The sequence below is a fragment of the Piscibacillus salipiscarius JCM 13188 genome, from assembly GCF_001311865.1.
GTDB classification, from domain to species: domain Bacteria; phylum Bacillota; class Bacilli; order Bacillales; family Alkalibacillaceae; genus Piscibacillus; species Piscibacillus salipiscarius.
Genome location: NZ_BBCD01000021.1, coordinates 13,492 through 30,965, shown reverse-complemented (window position 1 = coordinate 30,965; position 17,474 = coordinate 13,492). Strand labels below are relative to the sequence as shown.

Here is a 17,474-nt window from a genome sequence, read left to right as displayed (position 1 = left end):
TATGTTAGAAGATCATGCTAAACTAATGACATTTTTTTGAACAGGCGGAGGAAGTTGTTGGGCGAAAACGTCTACAGAAAATGGTTTATATACTTAAGAAATCAGGCTTTGATTTCTCGGAACGTTATTCATTCCATTTTTACGGGCCTTATTCAGAGGAACTTTCAACTCGGGTGGAAGAACTCTGCAATTTAGGGTTTTTAGATGAAGAGAAAGAGAAAGAAAAAGGTTATTATCAATATCGTTATACGTTAACTGAGCAAGGGACAGGCTTTTTAGATGACTCAAAAGTTCAAGCGCCTAATATGACTGAGTTAATCGAAAAGATGAATGTTAAAAGCTCGAAATTTCTTGAACTTGTTTCAACGATGCTATATTTTGATACGTTTCCAAAACACGAGGTAGAAGAGAAGGTTTTAACAGTTAAAAGTAAGCAAAATTATACAGACGAAGACCTACAAGATGCGTGGTCATTTATTGAAGAAATGAAGGCGCATTAATGAAGACACCAACTTGGAATAAACTCCAGGTTGGTGTCATTTTATAATAACGGATGAAACCATTTTGCTAATATTTTTTTTACAATGTGAGTTTTGGAATTGGGGTACTCATACCATTCCTCATAAATTGGTGTCGCATAGTTGAAGTCTTGTTCGTAATAGGTATATAGCTTTCTGACTAATTCCTGATCATACATTAGCAGGTTCACTTCATGGTTAAAATAAAGACTTCTCCTGTCAAAGTTAGCCGTACCAATATCACAAACTTTATCATCAATAAAAATGGCCTTAGCATGATAAAAGCCTTCTTGAAATAGCCTCACTTCAGCACCTGCTCTGTGAAGTCGAGATAAAAAAGGTGCAGATGCCTCCTTAACGAGGATGTGGTCTGAATCATGAGGATAAATAATTTGAACCTTAATGCCTTGAGCTAATTTTTTCTCTAATAAATCAAGTAACTTTTATTAGGGATAAAATAGGGCGAGCCTATTGCGATACGACTTTCTGCTTGACGGACTAAATTTAAAAACGTCTCCTGCAGTTTGCCGTTTGATGTTGGAATGAGCTGACACCTATAATGCCCTGTAATATCGACGTTTGAATTAATTTCTAGAGCCTCGTAAGTATTTTGTTCCCAGTCCTGTTTAAATAAATCTAATACATCCTTTACCACATCACCCTGAAGACGAAGGTGATAGTCTCGCCAAAAGAAAACTTAGAGTTCTGATTAATATATTCATCACCAATGTTATAACCGCCTATATAGGCAATACGCCCGTCGATAATTGAGATTTTCCGGTGATTACGCCTGTTAAACGAACGAAGCGGCGACAAAATGTTAAACCGGTTACTATACTCTATTTGAACGCCAGCTTTTTTTAAGTCTTCACGATCTTTTCGTCTAATGGCAAAAAGACCCTAAACGATCAACTAATAAATAAACCTCAACACCTCTTGAACTTGCATCTGATAATAATTTAAAAAAAACGTTTCGCTAAAATGATCACTTTTGACAATAAAAAAAGACACGCAAACAAACTGTGTTGCGGATTGAATATCTTTAAAATACTGGTCATACAACTCCTCGCCATGATTGTAAAAATCGATGTTCGCAAGACGGTGGGGATATGTATGGTCAATGGGATCTGTCTCAAGTTTTTGTTTGATTAAAAAATATAATAACAATAATAATAACAATTAATACCCACACTGTAAGCTCCCCCTTCTCAAGTATTATGCGATTTCCAAAACGTTATTATACGATTAAATTACTTAAATTTAACATTGACTGAATGCTCATTCATTGTATAATAAGAGGTAAGAAAAAGAATTTTCATGAAATTACAATTTTTATGATAAGATAGTTACTAGACAACTTCGAGACTAGCGGGGGGAAACTTTTATGGACACATTACTTCTAATCAATTGGTTAGCCTTTTTAGGTGTAACCGCTTACGGAATTTTCCTCTTTGTACAAGTAGTACGCACGCGTATTGCTTACATAAAGATGGGGAAAAAAGCAGAGTTCGACCAAGACATGAAACAGCGCGTCAGAGATATTTTGACGTTCGTATTTGGCCAAAAGAAACTATTAAAGGATAAAAAGTCTGGCGCGATTCACGTCATGATGTTCTATGGTTTCTTATTAGTTCAATTTGGCGCTATTGATTTTATTTGGAAGGGGTTAGCACCTGATTCTCATTTGCCACTTGGCATTTTCTACCCAGGGTTTACGTTCTTCCAAGAGATCGTCACGTTGACGATTTTAGTAGCAGTAGTTTGGGCGTTTTACCGCCGTTATATTGAAAAACTTGTTCGCTTAAAGCGAGGCTTTAAAGCAGGACTTGTTTTAATTTTTATCGCAACGCTTATGTTATCTGTATTGATGGGTAACGGGGCCGCGATTGTTTGGCATGGTCATGGATTAACATGGACTGAGCCAGTTGCATCCATGTTTGCGACTGCTTTTGGATGGATGGGACCGACTGCATCTGCCGCTTTATTCTACGTGATGTGGTGGATTCATTTATTCGCATTATTAAGTTTCTTAGTTTACGTGCCACAATCTAAGCACGCTCACCTTTTAGCTGGGCCTGCTAACGTATTTTTAACAAAAGATAAAAAGCACGGAAAGCTTAAGAAAATCGACTTTGACATTGATGAAATGGAAGAGTCTGATGAAGAGCCGACGTTTGGCGTCGGAAAAGTAGAAGACTTAGATCAACTACAACTCTTAGACTTATACGCTTGTGTTGAATGTGGTCGTTGTACGGATGTATGTCCGGCTTCAGGTTCAGGTAAGATGTTGTCGCCAATGGATATTATTGTGAAATTGCGTGACCATTTAACTGAAAAGGGAGCAGCTGTAACGGGCAAATCTGCATGGGTTCCATCTTATGCTTTTGCTGGGACTCAAGGAAATCAAATAGCCGCAGATCCGAATGGCTCACTTGCTGAGCAGGTAATGGAAAAAGACTTAATCGGTGACGTAGTAACGGAAGAAGAGTTATGGGCGTGTACGACTTGTCGTAACTGTGAAGATCAGTGTCCTGTTATGAACCAGCACGTAGATACGATTATTGACTTACGTCGTTACTTAGTTATGACAGAAGGTAAAATGGATCCTGAAGCTCAGCGTGCGATGATGAACATTGAGCGTCAAGGAAACCCATGGGGACTTTCTAAGAAAGACCGCGAAAACTGGAGAGAACAAGACGAAACACTTCGCATTCCAACTGTTAAGGAAATGAAAAAAGAGGGCGAAGAATTCGAATACTTATTCTGGGTCTCTTCAATGGGGTCTTATGATAACCGCAGTCAAAAGATTGCTATGGCATTTGCTCGTTTAATGAATAAAGCAGGCGTTAAGTTTGCTATTTTAGGTAATAAAGAGCGTAACTCTGGAGATACAGCTCGTCGTTTAGGTAACGAATTCTTATTCCAAGAGTTAGCTGAGAAGAATATTAAAGAATTTGAAAAGAATGAAGTGAAGAAGATTGTAACGATCGATCCTCACGCTTATAACATCTTTAAAAATGAATATCCTGACTTCGGTTTTGAAGGTGAAGTTTATCACCATACAGAGCTATTAGCACAGTTAATCGAAGAAGGTCGATTGCAGCCAGAGCAAGCGATTAACGAGAAGATTACGTTCCACGATTCTTGTTACTTAGGGCGTTATAATGATGTCTATAACCCGCCTCGTAAAATTTTAGAATCCATTCCAGGCGTTCAATATGTTGAAATTGAACGTAATAAAGAAAACGGAATGTGCTGTGGTGCAGGTGGCGGTATGATGTGGTCTGAAGAGACAACAGGTAACCGCATAAATGTTGCTCGTACAGAGCAGGCTTTAGAAGTAACGCCTAACACCATTTCGAGTGCGTGTCCATACTGTTTAACCATGCTTACAGATGGTACGAAGGCTAAAGAAGTTGAGGATGATGTGACAACTCAAGACGTTGCAGAAGTTCTTGAACGTTCAATCTTCGGGGAACCTGCAAAAGTGGATCAACCTGCATATGTTGCCCCTCTAGCTTCGACGAGTTGCTAGAGGGTTATTTTTATACCTAAGACTAGAGTCTTAGGGCTAATTTTCTACAAAAACTTTTGAAATTTCCATTTTTTTTATTTTAGTAATTTTATAAAAATTTAAAAAAAGATGTTGCAATTTGATGACGTCTTTCATAAAATAATAGATGTTAAACTTATCTGAAAAAAGAAAAATTTATTGATAAAGATAAAATGGGGATTCTCGAATAGACTTATGGGTTTTTTAATATGGACAGACTATATCAAAATTTAATTTTCTAAAAATTAGAGAAATTTAGACCCTTAAGATTTGTCATCGAGAAAATATAACTATAGGGTGATTGAGTTGAGTAATCCATTACTAGAGATCAAAAATCTGAAGACATCCTTCAGAATTGGGGAAGAGTATTACGCAGCGGTTGATGATGTATCACTTAACGTCAATAAGAACGAAGTCCTAGCCATAGTTGGGGAGTCTGGCTCAGGAAAAAGTGCTCTAGCATTTTCTGTTATGGGACTACATAACCGGGCGAAAATTGAAGGAGACATTAACTTTAAAGGTCGGAATATTGCGAATTTACCGTTTAAAGAGATGAATAAATTTCGCGGTAAAGAGCTTTCGATGATTTTCCAGGATCCATTAACGGCATTAAATCCTCTGATGGAAGTTGGAAGACAGATTGATGAGGTTTTGACGCTTCACAACAAAATATGCCGAAATCGAAACGTAAAAACTATATTATAGAGCTTTTAGAAAGGGTCGAAATCCCTAGGCCCAAGCACGTTTATAATCAGTTCCCTCACGAATTATCCGGGGGTATGAGACAACGTGTAATTATCGCAATTGCCATTGCGAATCAGCCTGAGTTATTAATAGCTGATGAGCCAACAACAGCATTAGACGTTACTATTCAAGCGCAAATATTAGACTTAATGCGTGAATTGAAAGATGATCTTGGCTCCGGCGTCATTCTAATTACCCATGACTTAGGGGTGGTTGCAGAAATGGCTGACCGTGTAGCTGTTATGTATGCAGGTGAGATTGTGGAAGTTGCAGATGTTAAGACGTTGTTCGAAGACCCTAAGCACCCTTATACCAGATCGTTATTGAGTTCAATTCCACTTGTTGACAGTGCACAAGATAAACTGCATGTCATTCACGGTATTGTTCCATCACTTAAACATTTACCACGTCAAGGTTGTAGATTCAGTGCACGAATTCCATGGATTGATGCGAGTGCCCATGAAGAACATCCTGAACTACATGAAATTAGTCCAGGTCACTTTGTTCGCTGCACATGTTATAAGCATTTTTACTTCCCAGAAGAGAGCAAGGAGGAACAGAACCATGACACTGCTCAAAGTTGATAACCTTAAAGTGCATTTTCCGATCCGTGGTGGAATTCTAAATAGAGTTGTTGATTCAATCAAAGCCGTTGATGACGTAAGCTTTGAAATCCAACCTGGTGAGACTTATGGATTAGTTGGTGAATCAGGTTCTGGTAAAACAACAACAGGTAAAGCGGTAATGGGGCTAAATAATATTACGGACGGTAAAATTTATTTCCAAGATGAACTCTTAAATAAAAGTGGCAAAAGAGTAAATATTCGTAAAGATATTCAAATGATCTTCCAGGATCCATACTCTAGTTTGAATCCAAGGAAGCGCGTACTAGATATAATCGCTGAACCTCTTAGAAACTATGAAAAGCTATCGAAACAAGAAGAGAAAAAGAAGGTTCAGGAACTACTAGAGAAGTAGGACTTTCTCCTGAGAGTATACTAAAATATCCACACGAATTCTCAGGTGGTCAGCGCCAAAGAATTGGTGTTGCTAGAGCCATTGCTCTAAAGCCAAAGCTTATTATCATGGACGAGCCTGTATCAGCGTTAGACGTATCGGTTCAGGCACAAGTATTAAACTTTATGCAAGATTTACAGAAAGAATTAAATCTAACTTACTTATTTATATCCCACGATTTAGGTGTAGTTAAACATATGTGTGACAGAATTGGAATTATGTATAACGGACGTTACGTAGAAGAGGGTACAAAAGAAGAAATCTTTAACTCTCCTCAGCACATTTATACAAAACGTCTCGTTGCAGCGATTCCGGACATTAATCCAAAAAGACGTCAAGAAAACCTTAACTTCCGTGAACAAGTCAAGCATGAGTTTTCAAACTCGTACTATGATTATTTTGATGAAAACGGCTTGGCGTACGATTTAACACCAGTCACCGATACACATCGGGTAGCGTTACCAGAGAAAGGTTGATCAGACTATGTGGAAATTTATAGTTAGAAGATTATTAATCACTACACCACAAATCATATTACTAAGTGTTATCGTGTTTTTGTTAGCTAAAATGATGCCGGGTGATGCGTTAACAGGATTAATTGATCCGAATATTAAACCTGAACGTATTGCTGAAATGAGAGAAAAACTGGGACTTAACAATCCTTGGTATGTTCAATATAAGGATTGGATAGTTGGAGCTGTCCAAGGTGACTTCGGACAATCTTTTAAATATAAAATGCCAGTATCAGACTTAATCTGGCAACGGGTTGTTAATACATTCTGGCTATCATTAGTTTCAACAATTATGATTTATGCTATTGGCTTACCTTTAGGGATCGTTAGTGGTCGTTACAATGACAAATTAATCGATCAGTTAATTACTGGTTACACTTATATTGGATTTGCAACACCAATCTTTATCTTTGGTTTAGTTGCACTTTGGGTCTTTGGTTTTATGCTTGGTTGGTTCCCAACAGGCGGTTCAGTTGAGCCAGGCCTAGAACCAGGAACATTACAATACATTTTGAGTAAGTTGCACCATTTATTACTGCCATCCTTGTCAATCGCTCTGATTGGAACGGTTGGAACAGTACAATACTTAAGAAGTGAAATAATTGATACGAAACAAAAGATTTCATTTTAACAGCTCGTGCAAAAGGTGCATCTGAAAGTCGTGTTTACAATCGTCATATTTTTAGAAACTCAATTCTTCCAATTGCAGCATTCTTTGGATACGAAATTGTAAACCTTATAATGGTACAGTTTTTATTGAAAGAATTTTCAGTTACCCAGGAATGGGGAACTTATTTATCGAATCAATTCAATTAAGAGACTTTTCAGTTGTAACAGCACTAGTTCTATTATCTGGTATTTTAGCAATTTTAGGTGCGTTACTGTCAGATATCATTTTAAGTATTGTAGATCCGCGTATCCGTATCAAATAAATTGATTAGACATCAATGGGGGGTGAGACAAATTGGCACAATCAAACAGACAGCAGGATGTTGATATTGAACAGGAAGTAAATCAAGCTCAGCAAGAAACAGAACAGCACAAAAGTCCTTCCGGGTTATCAATCTTTTGGAAGGAAATTAAAAAGATAAATTGGCACTTGTTTCATTAGTGTTTTTTACACTCATAACTTTATTTGTTTTGGAGCATCATTAATCTTAGACCAAGATCAAATCGCTAAAGTAGATTTATTTGCTTTATATGAGCCACCTTCAAGTGAGTACTGGTTAGGGACAGACTATGGAGGACGTGATGTTTTTGGTCAGTTAATTATAGGTACTAGAAACTCTCTATTAATTGGATTTCTAGTCACCATCCTATCAGGCATTATTGGTGTTGTGGTAGGCGTTGTCTCAGGTTACTTTGGTGGTCATATCGATAACGCATTAATGCGTGTCGTAGACTTCTTTATGGTATTACCATTCATTATGTTAGTTATCGTATTCGTTGCGATTGTTCCAGAATATAGCGTTATTTCATTCTCTTTAATTATGACAGCTTTCTTATGGATGGGGGATCGCAAGGTTGATACGTTCTAAAGCTTTACAAGAAAAAAGAACTAGATTACGCTCAAGCATCTAGAACATTAGGGTCTTCACACACGAAGATTATATTTAAACAAGTATTACCAAACATTACATCACTAATCGTTGTAACGATGACTCTTAACTTAGCAGCTAATATTGGAATTGAGTCAGGTCTATCATTCTTAGGATTTGGTTTCCCTGAAGAAACACCAAGTTTAGGGACTCTATTAAGTTACACAACGAACCCAACGACGTTAGAACAACGTTGGTGGATTTGGCTACCAGCAGCCATACTTATTCTATTACTCATGCTAGCAGTTCGTAACGTTGGCGAAGCACTAAAACGTGCAGCTGATGCTAGACAGAGAAGAGCTTAAATCAATGGTACCTACACCTGGCTTTTACGTCAGGTGTTGAGTATATAGTTTTTCAGTCAAAAATAGACTGAGCAAAAATATTAGGGGGAGGTAATTAAATATGAGCAGAAGCTTATTTGGCAAATTTTTATTTGTCTTAATGCTCGCATTCGTTTTGCTCATCGCAGCTTGTAATAGCGATGAAGGGAACGAAGAGCCTTCTGAAGGAGAAGGCGAAGGCACTGAAGAGTCTTCTGAGGGAGAAGGCGAAGGTGAAGAAAGTGAAGAAGGCGAAGAAGCAGGGGGAGAAGCTAACGCTGATGGTCTTTATAACATTGAAGACTTTAATACAAAGGTTTCGAACACTGGTGAGCCAATCGAAGGTGGAGAGTTAACATTCGGTTTAGTAACTGATACAGCATTTGAAGGTACATTAAACTGGAACTTCTATTCTGGTGCACCAGATGCGGAAGTAATCGCATGGTTTGATGAAGCGCTAGTAACTTACGATGAAAACTATCGTATTACTAATGACGGTGCTGCAACGTATGAAGTAAACGAAGAAGAGTCTTCAATTACGTTTACTATTAGAGACAATGTTAACTGGCATGATGGTGAGCCTGTTACAGCTGAAGACTGGGCATTTGCCTATGAAGTGATATCTCATCCTGATTACGATGGTCCTCGTGGAAGCACTGTAGGTTTCACTTTACTTAAAGGTATGGAAGCATACCGAAATGGTGAAGCTGATTCAATTAAGGGTATCGAGATTGTAGATGAGAAAACAATTAAATTTAACTATGAGCGTTTAACACCATCTCTATTAACAGGTGGTATTTGGATTTACCCGTTAGCAAAACACATCTTTGGCGACATGGAAGTAGCAGATATGTCAGCTTCTGATGCAGTACGTCAAAACCCAATTGGTTTTGGTCCGTACAAAGTTGATAGCATTGTTCCTGGTGAGTCTGTAACTTACGTTAAGAACGAAGATTACTGGAGAGGCGAGCCGAATTTAGATAAAGTAACTCTTAAAGTTGTAAGCCCTAGTACTGTGGCAAACGCTTTAGAAACTGGCGAAGTTGATTTAGTGGATAGCTTCCCGGTTGATCAGTTCCCAGACAACTCTAGTATGGAAGGCGTTGAATGGTTAGGTGATATTGACTTAGCATACACCTACATCGGTTTCAAATTAGGTGACTGGAACAAAGAAGAAGGTCGCGTTAACTACAAGCCTGATGAAATGAAAATGGGTGACGTTAGATTACGTCGTGCAATGTGGTATGCAGTAGATAACAATGCAGTTGGTGAGGAGTTCTACAACGGTTTACGTTGGAATGCAACTACTTTAATTGCTCCTTCACATCCTGAATACCATGATGATTCAATCGAAACACCAACTTATGATCCAGAAAAAGCTAAGCAAATCTTAGACGAAGCTGGTTATGAAGATACTGATGGTGACGGATTCCGTGAAAAACCAAATGGTGATAAGTTAGAAATTAACTTTGCATCTATGTCTGGTGGCGATGTTGCTGAACCATTAGCGCGTTACTACATCCAAGCTTGGGAGAATGTTGGATTAAAAGTACAACTTATCGATGGACGTTTACTTGAGTTCAACACATTCTATGAGCGTGTAGGTAACGGTGGTAACGACGATCCTGAAGTTGATATCTATCAAGGTGCATGGGGTGTTGGTTACGATGTAGACCCTAGTGGTTTATATGGTCCAACAGCAATGTTCAACTTCCCGCGTTATGAAAGCGAAGAAAATACTAAACTTCTAGAAGACGGTCTTTCAGAAGAAGCATTTGACCCTGAGTACCGTAAAGAAGTTTATAGTAAGTGGCAAAAACTTATGGTAGAGGAAATCCCTGTATTCCCTACTCTTTACCGCTCGGTATTAATTCCAGTTAACGAGCGTGTAGTTAACTGGGGTATCTCAGTAGGTGATCCTACATTTACTGAACGTTATTACCAAGTAGGTGTAACTGAATAAGGACTATAATAGACTCAAGAAGCATGATGCTTCTTGAGTTTATTTTTATATATTTACTTACTTTTTGTAAGTTAGTATGATATACTGTAATTAATTTAAAAAGAAAGTGAGTGATCAATATGAGTTATCATGAGTTACCAACTAAATATATCGATCAAATATCATTAAGTGTATCAAACCTTGAAAAATCAATTACATTTTATAAAGATATCCTTGGTATGAACTTATTAAGTCAAACCGATGATCAAGCTATTTTTTCGTTTGATGGTGAAACACCGATTTTGACCATTGAACAAGTTGAATATGTAAAACCATTAGACCGTCGTAAAACGGGTCTATTTCACATTGCGTACTTAGTTCCAACCAGAGAGGACTTAGCAAATATCGTTTATCATTTCTGGCGTAATCAATTGCCAGTGCAAGGCGCATCTGACCATAAAGTATCTGAGGCACTATACCTTGCAGACCCAGATGGTAATGGAATCGAGATTTATCGTGACCGTGATCCTGAAGAATGGGATTGGAATGGTGAAGAAGTCGTGATGGATACCATCCCATTAGATATAGAAGGTCTATTAAAAGAGCGCACTGAAGAAGGGTGGACAGGTTTTCCGAGTGAATCAACAATCGGGCACATCCACCTTCAGATTCATGACCTACCAAGCGTTCAGCCTTTTTATGAAAAGTTAGGCTTTGAAGTTGTAGCTAAATATGGACCACAAGCGTTGTTTATGTCAGATGACAAATATCATCACCACATTGGTTTGAATGTGTGGAACAGCCGAAATAGTGAAGCGAAAAGTGATGATGAAGTGGGTCTTAATTGGTTTTCGGTGAAAATGACAGATGGTGATCGTGACAAAGTGAAAAAGCTTTTGGTGAACAGGTAGAAGAAACAGATCAAGGATACTTTGTTAAAGATCCTTCAGGAATTAAAATTAAATTTTAATAATGAACGAGGCCTCGAAGTGAATCGGGGTCTTTTTTGTGTTATAAGGTGGAGTCCCCTATAAATTAAAGAAAGTTCCTCATAAAATAAAAAACTTTCCCATAAATAAGTTGCATTGTTGTATAAGTTAAAGTATTATGGTTATATACTTAACTATATAACCATATAAAGTGTGGTGTCATAAATGAACCGAGAATTTGATGAAGGTAAACCAATCTTTCAACAAGTAAGAGAACGAATTGAAGATCAAATCTTGAACGACCAACTAAAAGAGGGTGACCAAATACCATCCACCAATCAATTAGTGAATTTCTACAAAATTAACCACCTAACGGTATCGAAGGGGATTAATCAACTAACAGACGAAGGGGTTATTTTTAAGAAGCGTGGTGTTGGTATGTTCGTCTCAGAAGGGGCTAAGGAGAAGTTAATTGAAAAAAGGAAACATGCATTTTTAGATACTTATATCGTGCAGCTTGTTCGTGAAGCAAATAAATTAAAGATATCTGATGATGAAATGATTAGTATGATTCGAGAGGTTAAAAAGGGGAGTGAGGAATGATGGACGGCAAATTAGAGGCTAAGAATATTTCGATGCATTTCAAAGACTATCAAGCTTTGTCGGATGTGAATTTTACACTAGAAGGAAATAAAATTGTCGGTTTAATTGGTAGAAATGGAGCAGGGAAAAACGACGCTACTATCAATACTTGCAGCTTATCGAGATGCAACAGTAGGATATGTTGAAGCGAACGGAAAACTTGTATTTGAGAATGCGAAGTATATGAAGAATTCAACTTTTTATACGAAGCGCCTGTTAAGGATCTTCAAGATCAGAAGGCATCTAAGTATTTTGAGAAATTACAATTATACAGGCCAAATTTTGATAAAACATATGCTAATGAGCTAATGAAACGATTTAAAGTGCCAGATAACAAAAACTTAAGTAAACTTTCAAAAGGTCAGTTATCGGCTTTTAATATGATCGTTGGATTAGCAAGTCGCACGCCGATAACCATCTTAGATGAAGTCTACCTAGGAATGGATGCCCCTACACGTTCGATGTTTTACAAAGAGTTATTAAATGAACAAGAAAAACATCCAAGATTGTTTATTCTATCAACGCATCTTGTGTCAGAAATGGAGTATTTGTTTGATGAAGTCATGATGATCCACGAAGGTAAGCTATTATTACACGATGATTATCAATCGATTATTGAGCGAGGATATTTTATAACTGGTAGCCACGACGATGTAGATGAATTTTGTAGCGGAATAGATGTACTAATCGAAGAAACAATTGGCGGCAGTAAAACTGTATTAATTTATGAAGATCTTAAAGAACAAGATATACAAGAGGCGAGAGCGGCTGGGCTCGATATCAGCCAGGCAAAACTTCAGGATTTATTCACACATTTAACGGGAGGGGAACATTAATGGAACAGGTTACTAAAATAGTTTTTAAAGATTATTACCGAGAGCTTTTTAAATGGCTACTTTATATCTCTATCTTTTAGTTGTGATTAGAATCACTGTTTACGTTGTGTCATACTTTAATGAGGAATCTTCATTAAGCCATTTTTTAAGTTTTACAATGGACCCAATGAGTATTGGTATGATGATTTTAGGAATCATTTCAATATATGGATTTTTACCGCAATCGATCAAACTAGGCGCAACGAGAAAAGCATTTTACTTAGGGATTGTGTATACCGTATTAGCTTTAACAATTAGTTATGCCGTGCTGAACCTTATATTAACAGCTACTGAGTATGCTGTTGTGCAAAGGTTTACTATTGAGTCAATCGCTCTTTCAGACATTTGGCACTATCTCATTACGCTGTTTTTAAGCTTCCTATTCGGATGATCATCGCATTAGCTTACTATCGCTACGGTTGGAAAGTAGGATTAGTGTTAACGTTGGTCTTCATTACAACGAGAGAAGCAATAGAAGTTTTGGCAGCAGATTTATTTGACCATTTATTTGGAGCAAGTTATTACTTATTAGGGAGTTCATTAGGCGATATTATGTTAATCGGACTTCTGCTTTGGTTATGCTATAGAATGATCCGCGATGTTCCGATTAAGATGTAAGTGAGAGTCTTTAGAAAATCATTTATTCTTAAGAGAACCAGGCCTTCACGGTGAATACAAAACAATTGAAACAAATCCATTTTACGATTATTTAAAACAACAATGAGCTTAGGGGTGCCCTAAGCTCATTTATTATAATCCCATAAGACTCGCCATCCATCCTCTAATTCAGTTGCATAAACATCCTGCACAATCGTAAAGTTTCCGTATTTACCCTTATATGTTTTCGCAATTTCAAATTTATAGAGACGTTCAATGACTTCTGCTCCACTTTCCATCGACCAATCTTGAACTTCAGTCGGCCCGCTAAGGAATAAGTGTACGATTGAACGCCGAAGTGATTCATAAAAACATGAGCTCGATCCTGTATGTAATAGCCTTTCTCGAACTTTTTCTGCATTAGCGGATGAAATAACTCCCAAGAATGCGAGAATGCTCCGTCTTGCTCAAACTGATAAAATTTATGAACCGTTTCTGTTGCTTCTTCTTCGGGGGATTTTTTGAAATTAACAAAACTCATGAAAAATAATACGACGATTGCAACCAGCAAAATAATATGAGAAAAGCTTTTCCATTACCTTTCCGCATGTCAAGTTCCCCCCCAGTCTTATATCATCTTATTAAATGAGGTACAAGTTTATTATTAAAAATATCTAATTGATTGTATTAACAGAAGTTTTGTCCCTATTTATAGGGGAGTGTCCGTATTTCGATGAGAACTGTTTGCGTTTTCGTGAGAAGTGTTCGTATTCGGCAGAAGTTTGTTCGTATATTGTGGAAAACTGTTCGTGTGTGGGCGAAATTTGTTCGCGTACGAGAGAAAACAGTTCGCATCTCACGCAGATCTATCTGAGTTTCACCCACAACTCGCTCTAAATAAAAATTCTTAAAATTATGTTATTGAGCGAGCGTTCAGTCGGTTTTATGTTATAATGATGTTAGCGTTTACAAAGAGTTACAAAAAGGGAGGAATCATAGTGTCAAATACAGTGATTGTTGCAGGTGCGAGAACGCCTTTCGGTAAATTTGGTGGAGGTCTAGCACCGCTTACGGCAGCTCAATTAGGTGGTATTGCGATCAAGGAAGCGCTTAATCGTGCTTCAGTTGAAGGTAAAGATATTCAAGAAGTGATTATGGGGACGGTTTTACAAGGTGGCCAAGGTCAGCTTCCGTCTCGTCAAGCGATGCGTCATGCAGGTATTCCTTGGGAGACGAAAACGGAAACGGTTAACAAGGTTTGTGCATCAGGAATGCGTAGTGTAGCCTTAGGCGATATGATGATTCGTTTAGGTGAAGAAGATACGATTGTTGCTGGTGGTATGGAGAGCATGAGTAATGCACCATACTTCATGCCGAATGCGCGCTGGGGAATGCGCATGGGAGACCAGAAAGTCGTTGATATGATGGTGCATGATGGCCTTACTTGTTCGTTTGAAAATGTGCACATGGGAACGTATGGCAACCGCACAGCTAATAAATTCGAATTATCTCGTGAAGATCAAGATAACTGGGCAGCACAAAGTCATGAGCGTGCGCTAAAAGCGATTGAAGAGGGTAAACTAGCTGACGAAATCGTACCAGTAGAAGTGCCAAAGCGTAAGGGTGACCCAGTTGTGGTTGATACGGACGAAGCACCGCGTCAAGGTACAACGGCTGAAAAACTAGCAAAACTTCGCCCGGCATTTGATAAAGACGGAACGATTACAGCAGGTAACGCGCCAGGAGTTAACGACGGTGCTGCAGCTATGGTGTTAATGTCTGAAGAAAAAGCTAAAGCAGAAGGAAAAGAAACTCTAGCAAAAGTCATCGGACATGCGGAAGTAGCAGTTGAAGCTGACAGGTTCCCAGAAACACCTGGTATTGTGATTAATAAATTACTAGAAAAAACAGGCTATAGCCTTGATGATATTGATTTATTTGAAGTGAACGAAGCGTTTGCGGCCGTTTCACTTGCAAGCGGTAAGATTGCAGGTCTCGATCCAGAGAAGGTGAATGTTAATGGCGGTGCCGTTGCACTTGGACACCCAATTGGTGCGAGTGGTGCTCGTATTACGTTAACACTTGCTTATGAACTAAACGCCGCGGCGGTGGTTTAGGGATTGCATCGATTTGTTCTGGTGGCGGTCAAGGTGACGCGCTCCTAATTGAAGTTCCAAAACAATAGATAAATAGATTTTGAAAGGAAGGGTTTTTCATGACAATTAAAAACGTAATGGTCATTGGTGCAGGTCAGATGGGGTCTGGAATTGCGCAAGTATTTGCGCAGTCTGGATTTGACGTGAAACTAAATGACATTTCGGAAGAGTCCTTGCAAAAGGGTCTTGCAACAATGGAAAAACTATTATCTCGTAATGTGGATAAAGGTAGAATGACAGAGGAACAAAAGACGGAAACGTTAAACCGTATTCAAACGACGACTTCGTTAGAAGAAGCGAGCGATCGAGATTTAGTGATCGAAGCTGTCGTTGAAAACATGGATGTTAAAACTCAAGTATTTCAAAAGCTAGATGAAATCACACCATCGCATGCAATTTTAGCCACGAATACATCGTCACTACCCATCACAGATATAGCAGCGGTGACAAATCGCCCTGATCAAGTGATCGGCATGCACTTTATGAATCCAGTTCCAATTATGAAGTTAGTGGAGATCATTCGTGCGATTCAAACATCTGATAAGACTTATAAAACGATTGAAGAAGCAGCAAAAGCATTAAACAAAACACCTGTTGAAGTGAATGACTATCCAGGATTTGTTTCAAACCGTGTGCTCATGCCAATGATTAACGAAGCAATTTATACGGTTTATGAAGGTGTAGCTGAGCCTGAAGCGGTGGATGAAGTCATGAAACTCGGTATGAATCATCCAATGGGACCGTTAACGCTAGCTGATTTTATTGGCCTTGATACATGCTTATACATTATGGAAGTCCTTTACGATGGCTTTGGTGACAGCAAATATCGTCCGTGTCCACTACTTAAAAAGTACGTTAGCGCAGGCTGGTTAGGTAAAAAATCTGGTCGCGGCTTCTACGTGTACGAATAGGAGGCACCTTAGATGAATTTGAACTTCACAGATGAACAAAATATGATGCGCAAAATGGTAAGGGACTTCGCCCAGCAAGAAGTGGCGCCAGCCGTTGAACGCATGGAACAAGAAGATCGTTTTCCATCAGAACTTATTGGGAAAATGGGTGAGTTAGGCATTCTAGGAATCCCGATTCCAGAAGAGTATGGCGGAGCTGGAATGGATTATGTCTCTTACATTATTGCCATTCATGAGTTATCCAAAGTGAGTGCGACACTTGGCGTGATTCTTTCAGTCCATACATCTGTTGGTACATTTCCGATACTAAAATTCGGAAGTGAAGAACAGAAAAAGCATTACGTTCCAAAACTGGCATCGGGTGAATACTTAGGAGCATTTGCCTTAACCGAACCAGGTGCAGGTAGTGATGCTGCTTCACTTAAAACTCGCGCTGTAAAAGATGGCAATGAATACGTCTTAAACGGATCGAAAATTTTATTACGAATGGCGGTTATGCTGATACGTATGTCGTGTTTGCGAAGACCGATTCGGAAGCAGGAAGTAAGGGGATTTCAGCTTTTATCGTCGAAAAAGATACCCCAGGGTTTGAAGTCGGTAAGCCAGAAAAGAAAATGGGGCTTCATGGCTCGGCAACCGTTTCGTTAACGTTTGATAACTGCCGCATTCCAGAAAGTCAGCTACTTGGCCAGGAAGGCGAAGGGTACAAGATTGCATTATCTAACCTGAACATCGGCAGGATCGGAATCGGTGCTCAAGCTTTAGGAATTGCAGAAGCGGCGTTAGATGCATCTACAGGTTATGCGAAGGAACGCGAACAGTTCGGTAAACCGATTGCTCATAACCAGGGGATTTCGTTTAAGCTCGCAGATATGGCAACGGCAGTCGAAGGTTCAAAACTATTAATCTATAACGCTGCTTCGATGCATGAAGGTGGAGTTGACTGCGCAAAAGAGGCCTCAATGGCGAAGAAGTTTGCTTCACAAACAGCGGTCGACGTCTCAATTGATGCCGTTCAGGTTTATGGTGGTTACGGATTTACGAAAGATTATCCAGTTGAGCGTTATATGCGTGATGCCAAAATTACTCAAATCTATGAAGGCACAACGGAAATACAAAATCTAGTGATTAGTAGACAACTACTTAAATAGGAGGAC

The 17,474-nt window shown here is 38.7% G+C and carries 13 protein-coding genes and 7 pseudogenes; 16 read left to right on the top strand and 4 right to left on the bottom strand.

From position 1 onward, the window contains the following. Position 1 precedes the first annotated feature (1 nt). Positions 2 to 500: pseudogene (locus JCM13188_RS13370) on the top strand (YwgA family protein). A 41-nt stretch (positions 501 to 541) separates the two neighbouring features. On the opposite strand, the gene JCM13188_RS13365 reads toward JCM13188_RS13370, so the two are convergent. From JCM13188_RS13365 to JCM13188_RS21275, 3 genes are read right to left on the bottom strand one after another with little or no spacing between them, the layout of a single operon-like run. Next, entirely contained in the window at positions 542 to 907 is a 366-nt protein-coding gene (locus JCM13188_RS13365; RefSeq protein WP_279401862.1) for a phospholipase D-like domain-containing protein, read from the bottom strand. Positions 908 to 942: 35 nt separating this feature from the next. Continuing rightward, on the bottom strand, positions 943 to 1,173 hold the full coding sequence (locus tag JCM13188_RS19345) for a hypothetical protein (RefSeq protein WP_279401852.1): 231 nt from the start codon (positions 1,171 to 1,173) through the stop codon (positions 943 to 945). Beyond that, positions 1,167 to 1,406: a phospholipase D-like domain-containing protein gene (locus JCM13188_RS21275; RefSeq protein WP_369405042.1), complete on the bottom strand. Its 240-nt coding sequence runs from the start codon at positions 1,404 to 1,406 to the stop codon at positions 1,167 to 1,169. Before JCM13188_RS21275 ends, JCM13188_RS19345 begins: the two co-directional genes overlap by 7 nt. Before the next feature lie 496 nt (positions 1,407 to 1,902). Here JCM13188_RS21275 and JCM13188_RS13355 point away from each other — a divergent pair, with 496 nt between their 5' ends. The 11 genes and pseudogenes from JCM13188_RS13355 to JCM13188_RS13305 all read left to right on the top strand — a co-directional run bounded on the left by JCM13188_RS13355 (position 1,903) and on the right by JCM13188_RS13305 (position 13,271). Beyond that, entirely contained in the window at positions 1,903 to 4,053 is a 2,151-nt protein-coding gene (locus JCM13188_RS13355) for a (Fe-S)-binding protein (RefSeq protein ID WP_054754571.1), read from the top strand. A gap of 324 nt (positions 4,054 to 4,377) precedes the next feature. After that, positions 4,378 to 5,399 (top strand): annotated as a pseudogene (locus JCM13188_RS13350) (ABC transporter ATP-binding protein). After that, positions 5,380 to 6,308 (top strand): annotated as a pseudogene (locus JCM13188_RS13345) (ABC transporter ATP-binding protein). Before JCM13188_RS13350 ends, JCM13188_RS13345 begins: the two co-directional pseudogenes overlap by 20 nt. A gap of 7 nt (positions 6,309 to 6,315) precedes the next feature. Beyond that, positions 6,316 to 7,276 (top strand): annotated as a pseudogene (gene opp4B, locus JCM13188_RS13340) (oligopeptide ABC transporter permease). 65 nt (positions 7,277 to 7,341) lie between these two features. Further along, positions 7,342 to 8,247, top strand: a pseudogene (locus JCM13188_RS13335) (ABC transporter permease). A gap of 100 nt (positions 8,248 to 8,347) precedes the next feature. Continuing rightward, a complete protein-coding gene (gene opp4A, locus JCM13188_RS13330) occupies positions 8,348 to 10,228 on the top strand; it encodes an oligopeptide ABC transporter substrate-binding protein (RefSeq protein ID WP_054754570.1) in 1,881 nt (626 codons plus the stop codon). 119 nt (positions 10,229 to 10,347) lie between these two features. After that, entirely contained in the window at positions 10,348 to 11,118 is a 771-nt protein-coding gene (locus JCM13188_RS13325) for a VOC family protein (RefSeq protein WP_279401851.1), read from the top strand. A gap of 243 nt (positions 11,119 to 11,361) precedes the next feature. Continuing rightward, positions 11,362 to 11,739, top strand: a complete 378-nt coding sequence (locus tag JCM13188_RS13320; protein ID WP_054754569.1) for a GntR family transcriptional regulator — start codon at positions 11,362 to 11,364, stop codon at positions 11,737 to 11,739. Positions 11,740 to 12,086: 347 nt separating this feature from the next. Beyond that, positions 12,087 to 12,614, top strand: coding sequence for an ATP-binding cassette domain-containing protein (locus JCM13188_RS21270; protein WP_369405040.1), 528 nt, complete (start codon positions 12,087 to 12,089; stop codon positions 12,612 to 12,614). A gap of 52 nt (positions 12,615 to 12,666) precedes the next feature. Continuing rightward, positions 12,667 to 13,044 carry a hypothetical protein gene (locus JCM13188_RS13310; RefSeq protein ID WP_054754568.1) on the top strand — a complete coding sequence of 126 codons (378 nt, stop codon included), beginning with the start codon at positions 12,667 to 12,669 and terminating at the stop codon, positions 13,042 to 13,044. Further along, positions 13,041 to 13,271: a hypothetical protein gene (locus tag JCM13188_RS13305; RefSeq protein WP_054754567.1), complete on the top strand. Its 231-nt coding sequence runs from the start codon at positions 13,041 to 13,043 to the stop codon at positions 13,269 to 13,271. Before JCM13188_RS13310 ends, JCM13188_RS13305 begins: the two co-directional genes overlap by 4 nt. A 125-nt stretch (positions 13,272 to 13,396) precedes the next feature. Here the strand turns inward: JCM13188_RS13305 and JCM13188_RS13300 are convergent, their stop codons facing one another. Next, positions 13,397 to 13,693: a hypothetical protein gene (locus JCM13188_RS13300; protein ID WP_054754566.1), complete on the bottom strand. Its 297-nt coding sequence runs from the start codon at positions 13,691 to 13,693 to the stop codon at positions 13,397 to 13,399. Between the two features lie 555 nt (positions 13,694 to 14,248). On the opposite strand from JCM13188_RS13300, the pseudogene JCM13188_RS13295 reads away from it, so the two are divergent. From JCM13188_RS13295 to JCM13188_RS19335, 4 genes and pseudogenes are all read left to right on the top strand, one after another. After that, positions 14,249 to 15,435, top strand: a pseudogene (locus JCM13188_RS13295) (acetyl-CoA C-acetyltransferase). A 30-nt stretch (positions 15,436 to 15,465) separates the two neighbouring features. Beyond that, positions 15,466 to 16,317, top strand: a complete 852-nt coding sequence (locus JCM13188_RS13290) for a 3-hydroxybutyryl-CoA dehydrogenase (protein WP_054754565.1) — start codon at positions 15,466 to 15,468, stop codon at positions 16,315 to 16,317. Between the two features lie 12 nt (positions 16,318 to 16,329). Further along, positions 16,330 to 16,881 (top strand): annotated as a pseudogene (locus JCM13188_RS19340) (acyl-CoA dehydrogenase family protein); the annotation flags it as partial. After that, a complete protein-coding gene (locus JCM13188_RS19335; protein ID WP_279401850.1) occupies positions 16,830 to 17,468 on the top strand; it encodes an acyl-CoA dehydrogenase family protein in 639 nt (212 codons plus the stop codon). The pseudogene JCM13188_RS19340 and the gene JCM13188_RS19335, both read left to right, overlap by 52 nt. The last annotated feature ends 6 nt before the right edge of the window (positions 17,469 to 17,474 follow it).

Bases quoted from the DNA above. Each gene is read 5' to 3' on its own strand.
- JCM13188_RS13310 (WP_054754568.1), top strand. From the start codon at position 12,667: ATGGCTACTTTATATCTCTATCTTTTAGTTGTGATTAGAATCACTGTT.
- JCM13188_RS13305 (WP_054754567.1), top strand. From the start codon at position 13,041: ATGATCATCGCATTAGCTTACTATCGCTACGGTTGGAAAGTAGGATTA.
- JCM13188_RS21270 (WP_369405040.1), top strand. From the start codon at position 12,087: ATGAAACGATTTAAAGTGCCAGATAACAAAAACTTAAGTAAACTTTCA.
- opp4A (WP_054754570.1), top strand. From the start codon at position 8,348: ATGAGCAGAAGCTTATTTGGCAAATTTTTATTTGTCTTAATGCTCGCA.
- JCM13188_RS13290 (WP_054754565.1), top strand. From the start codon at position 15,466: ATGACAATTAAAAACGTAATGGTCATTGGTGCAGGTCAGATGGGGTCT.
- JCM13188_RS13320 (WP_054754569.1), top strand. From the start codon at position 11,362: ATGAACCGAGAATTTGATGAAGGTAAACCAATCTTTCAACAAGTAAGA.
- JCM13188_RS13325 (WP_279401851.1), top strand. From the start codon at position 10,348: ATGAGTTATCATGAGTTACCAACTAAATATATCGATCAAATATCATTA.
- JCM13188_RS13355 (WP_054754571.1), top strand. From the start codon at position 1,903: ATGGACACATTACTTCTAATCAATTGGTTAGCCTTTTTAGGTGTAACC.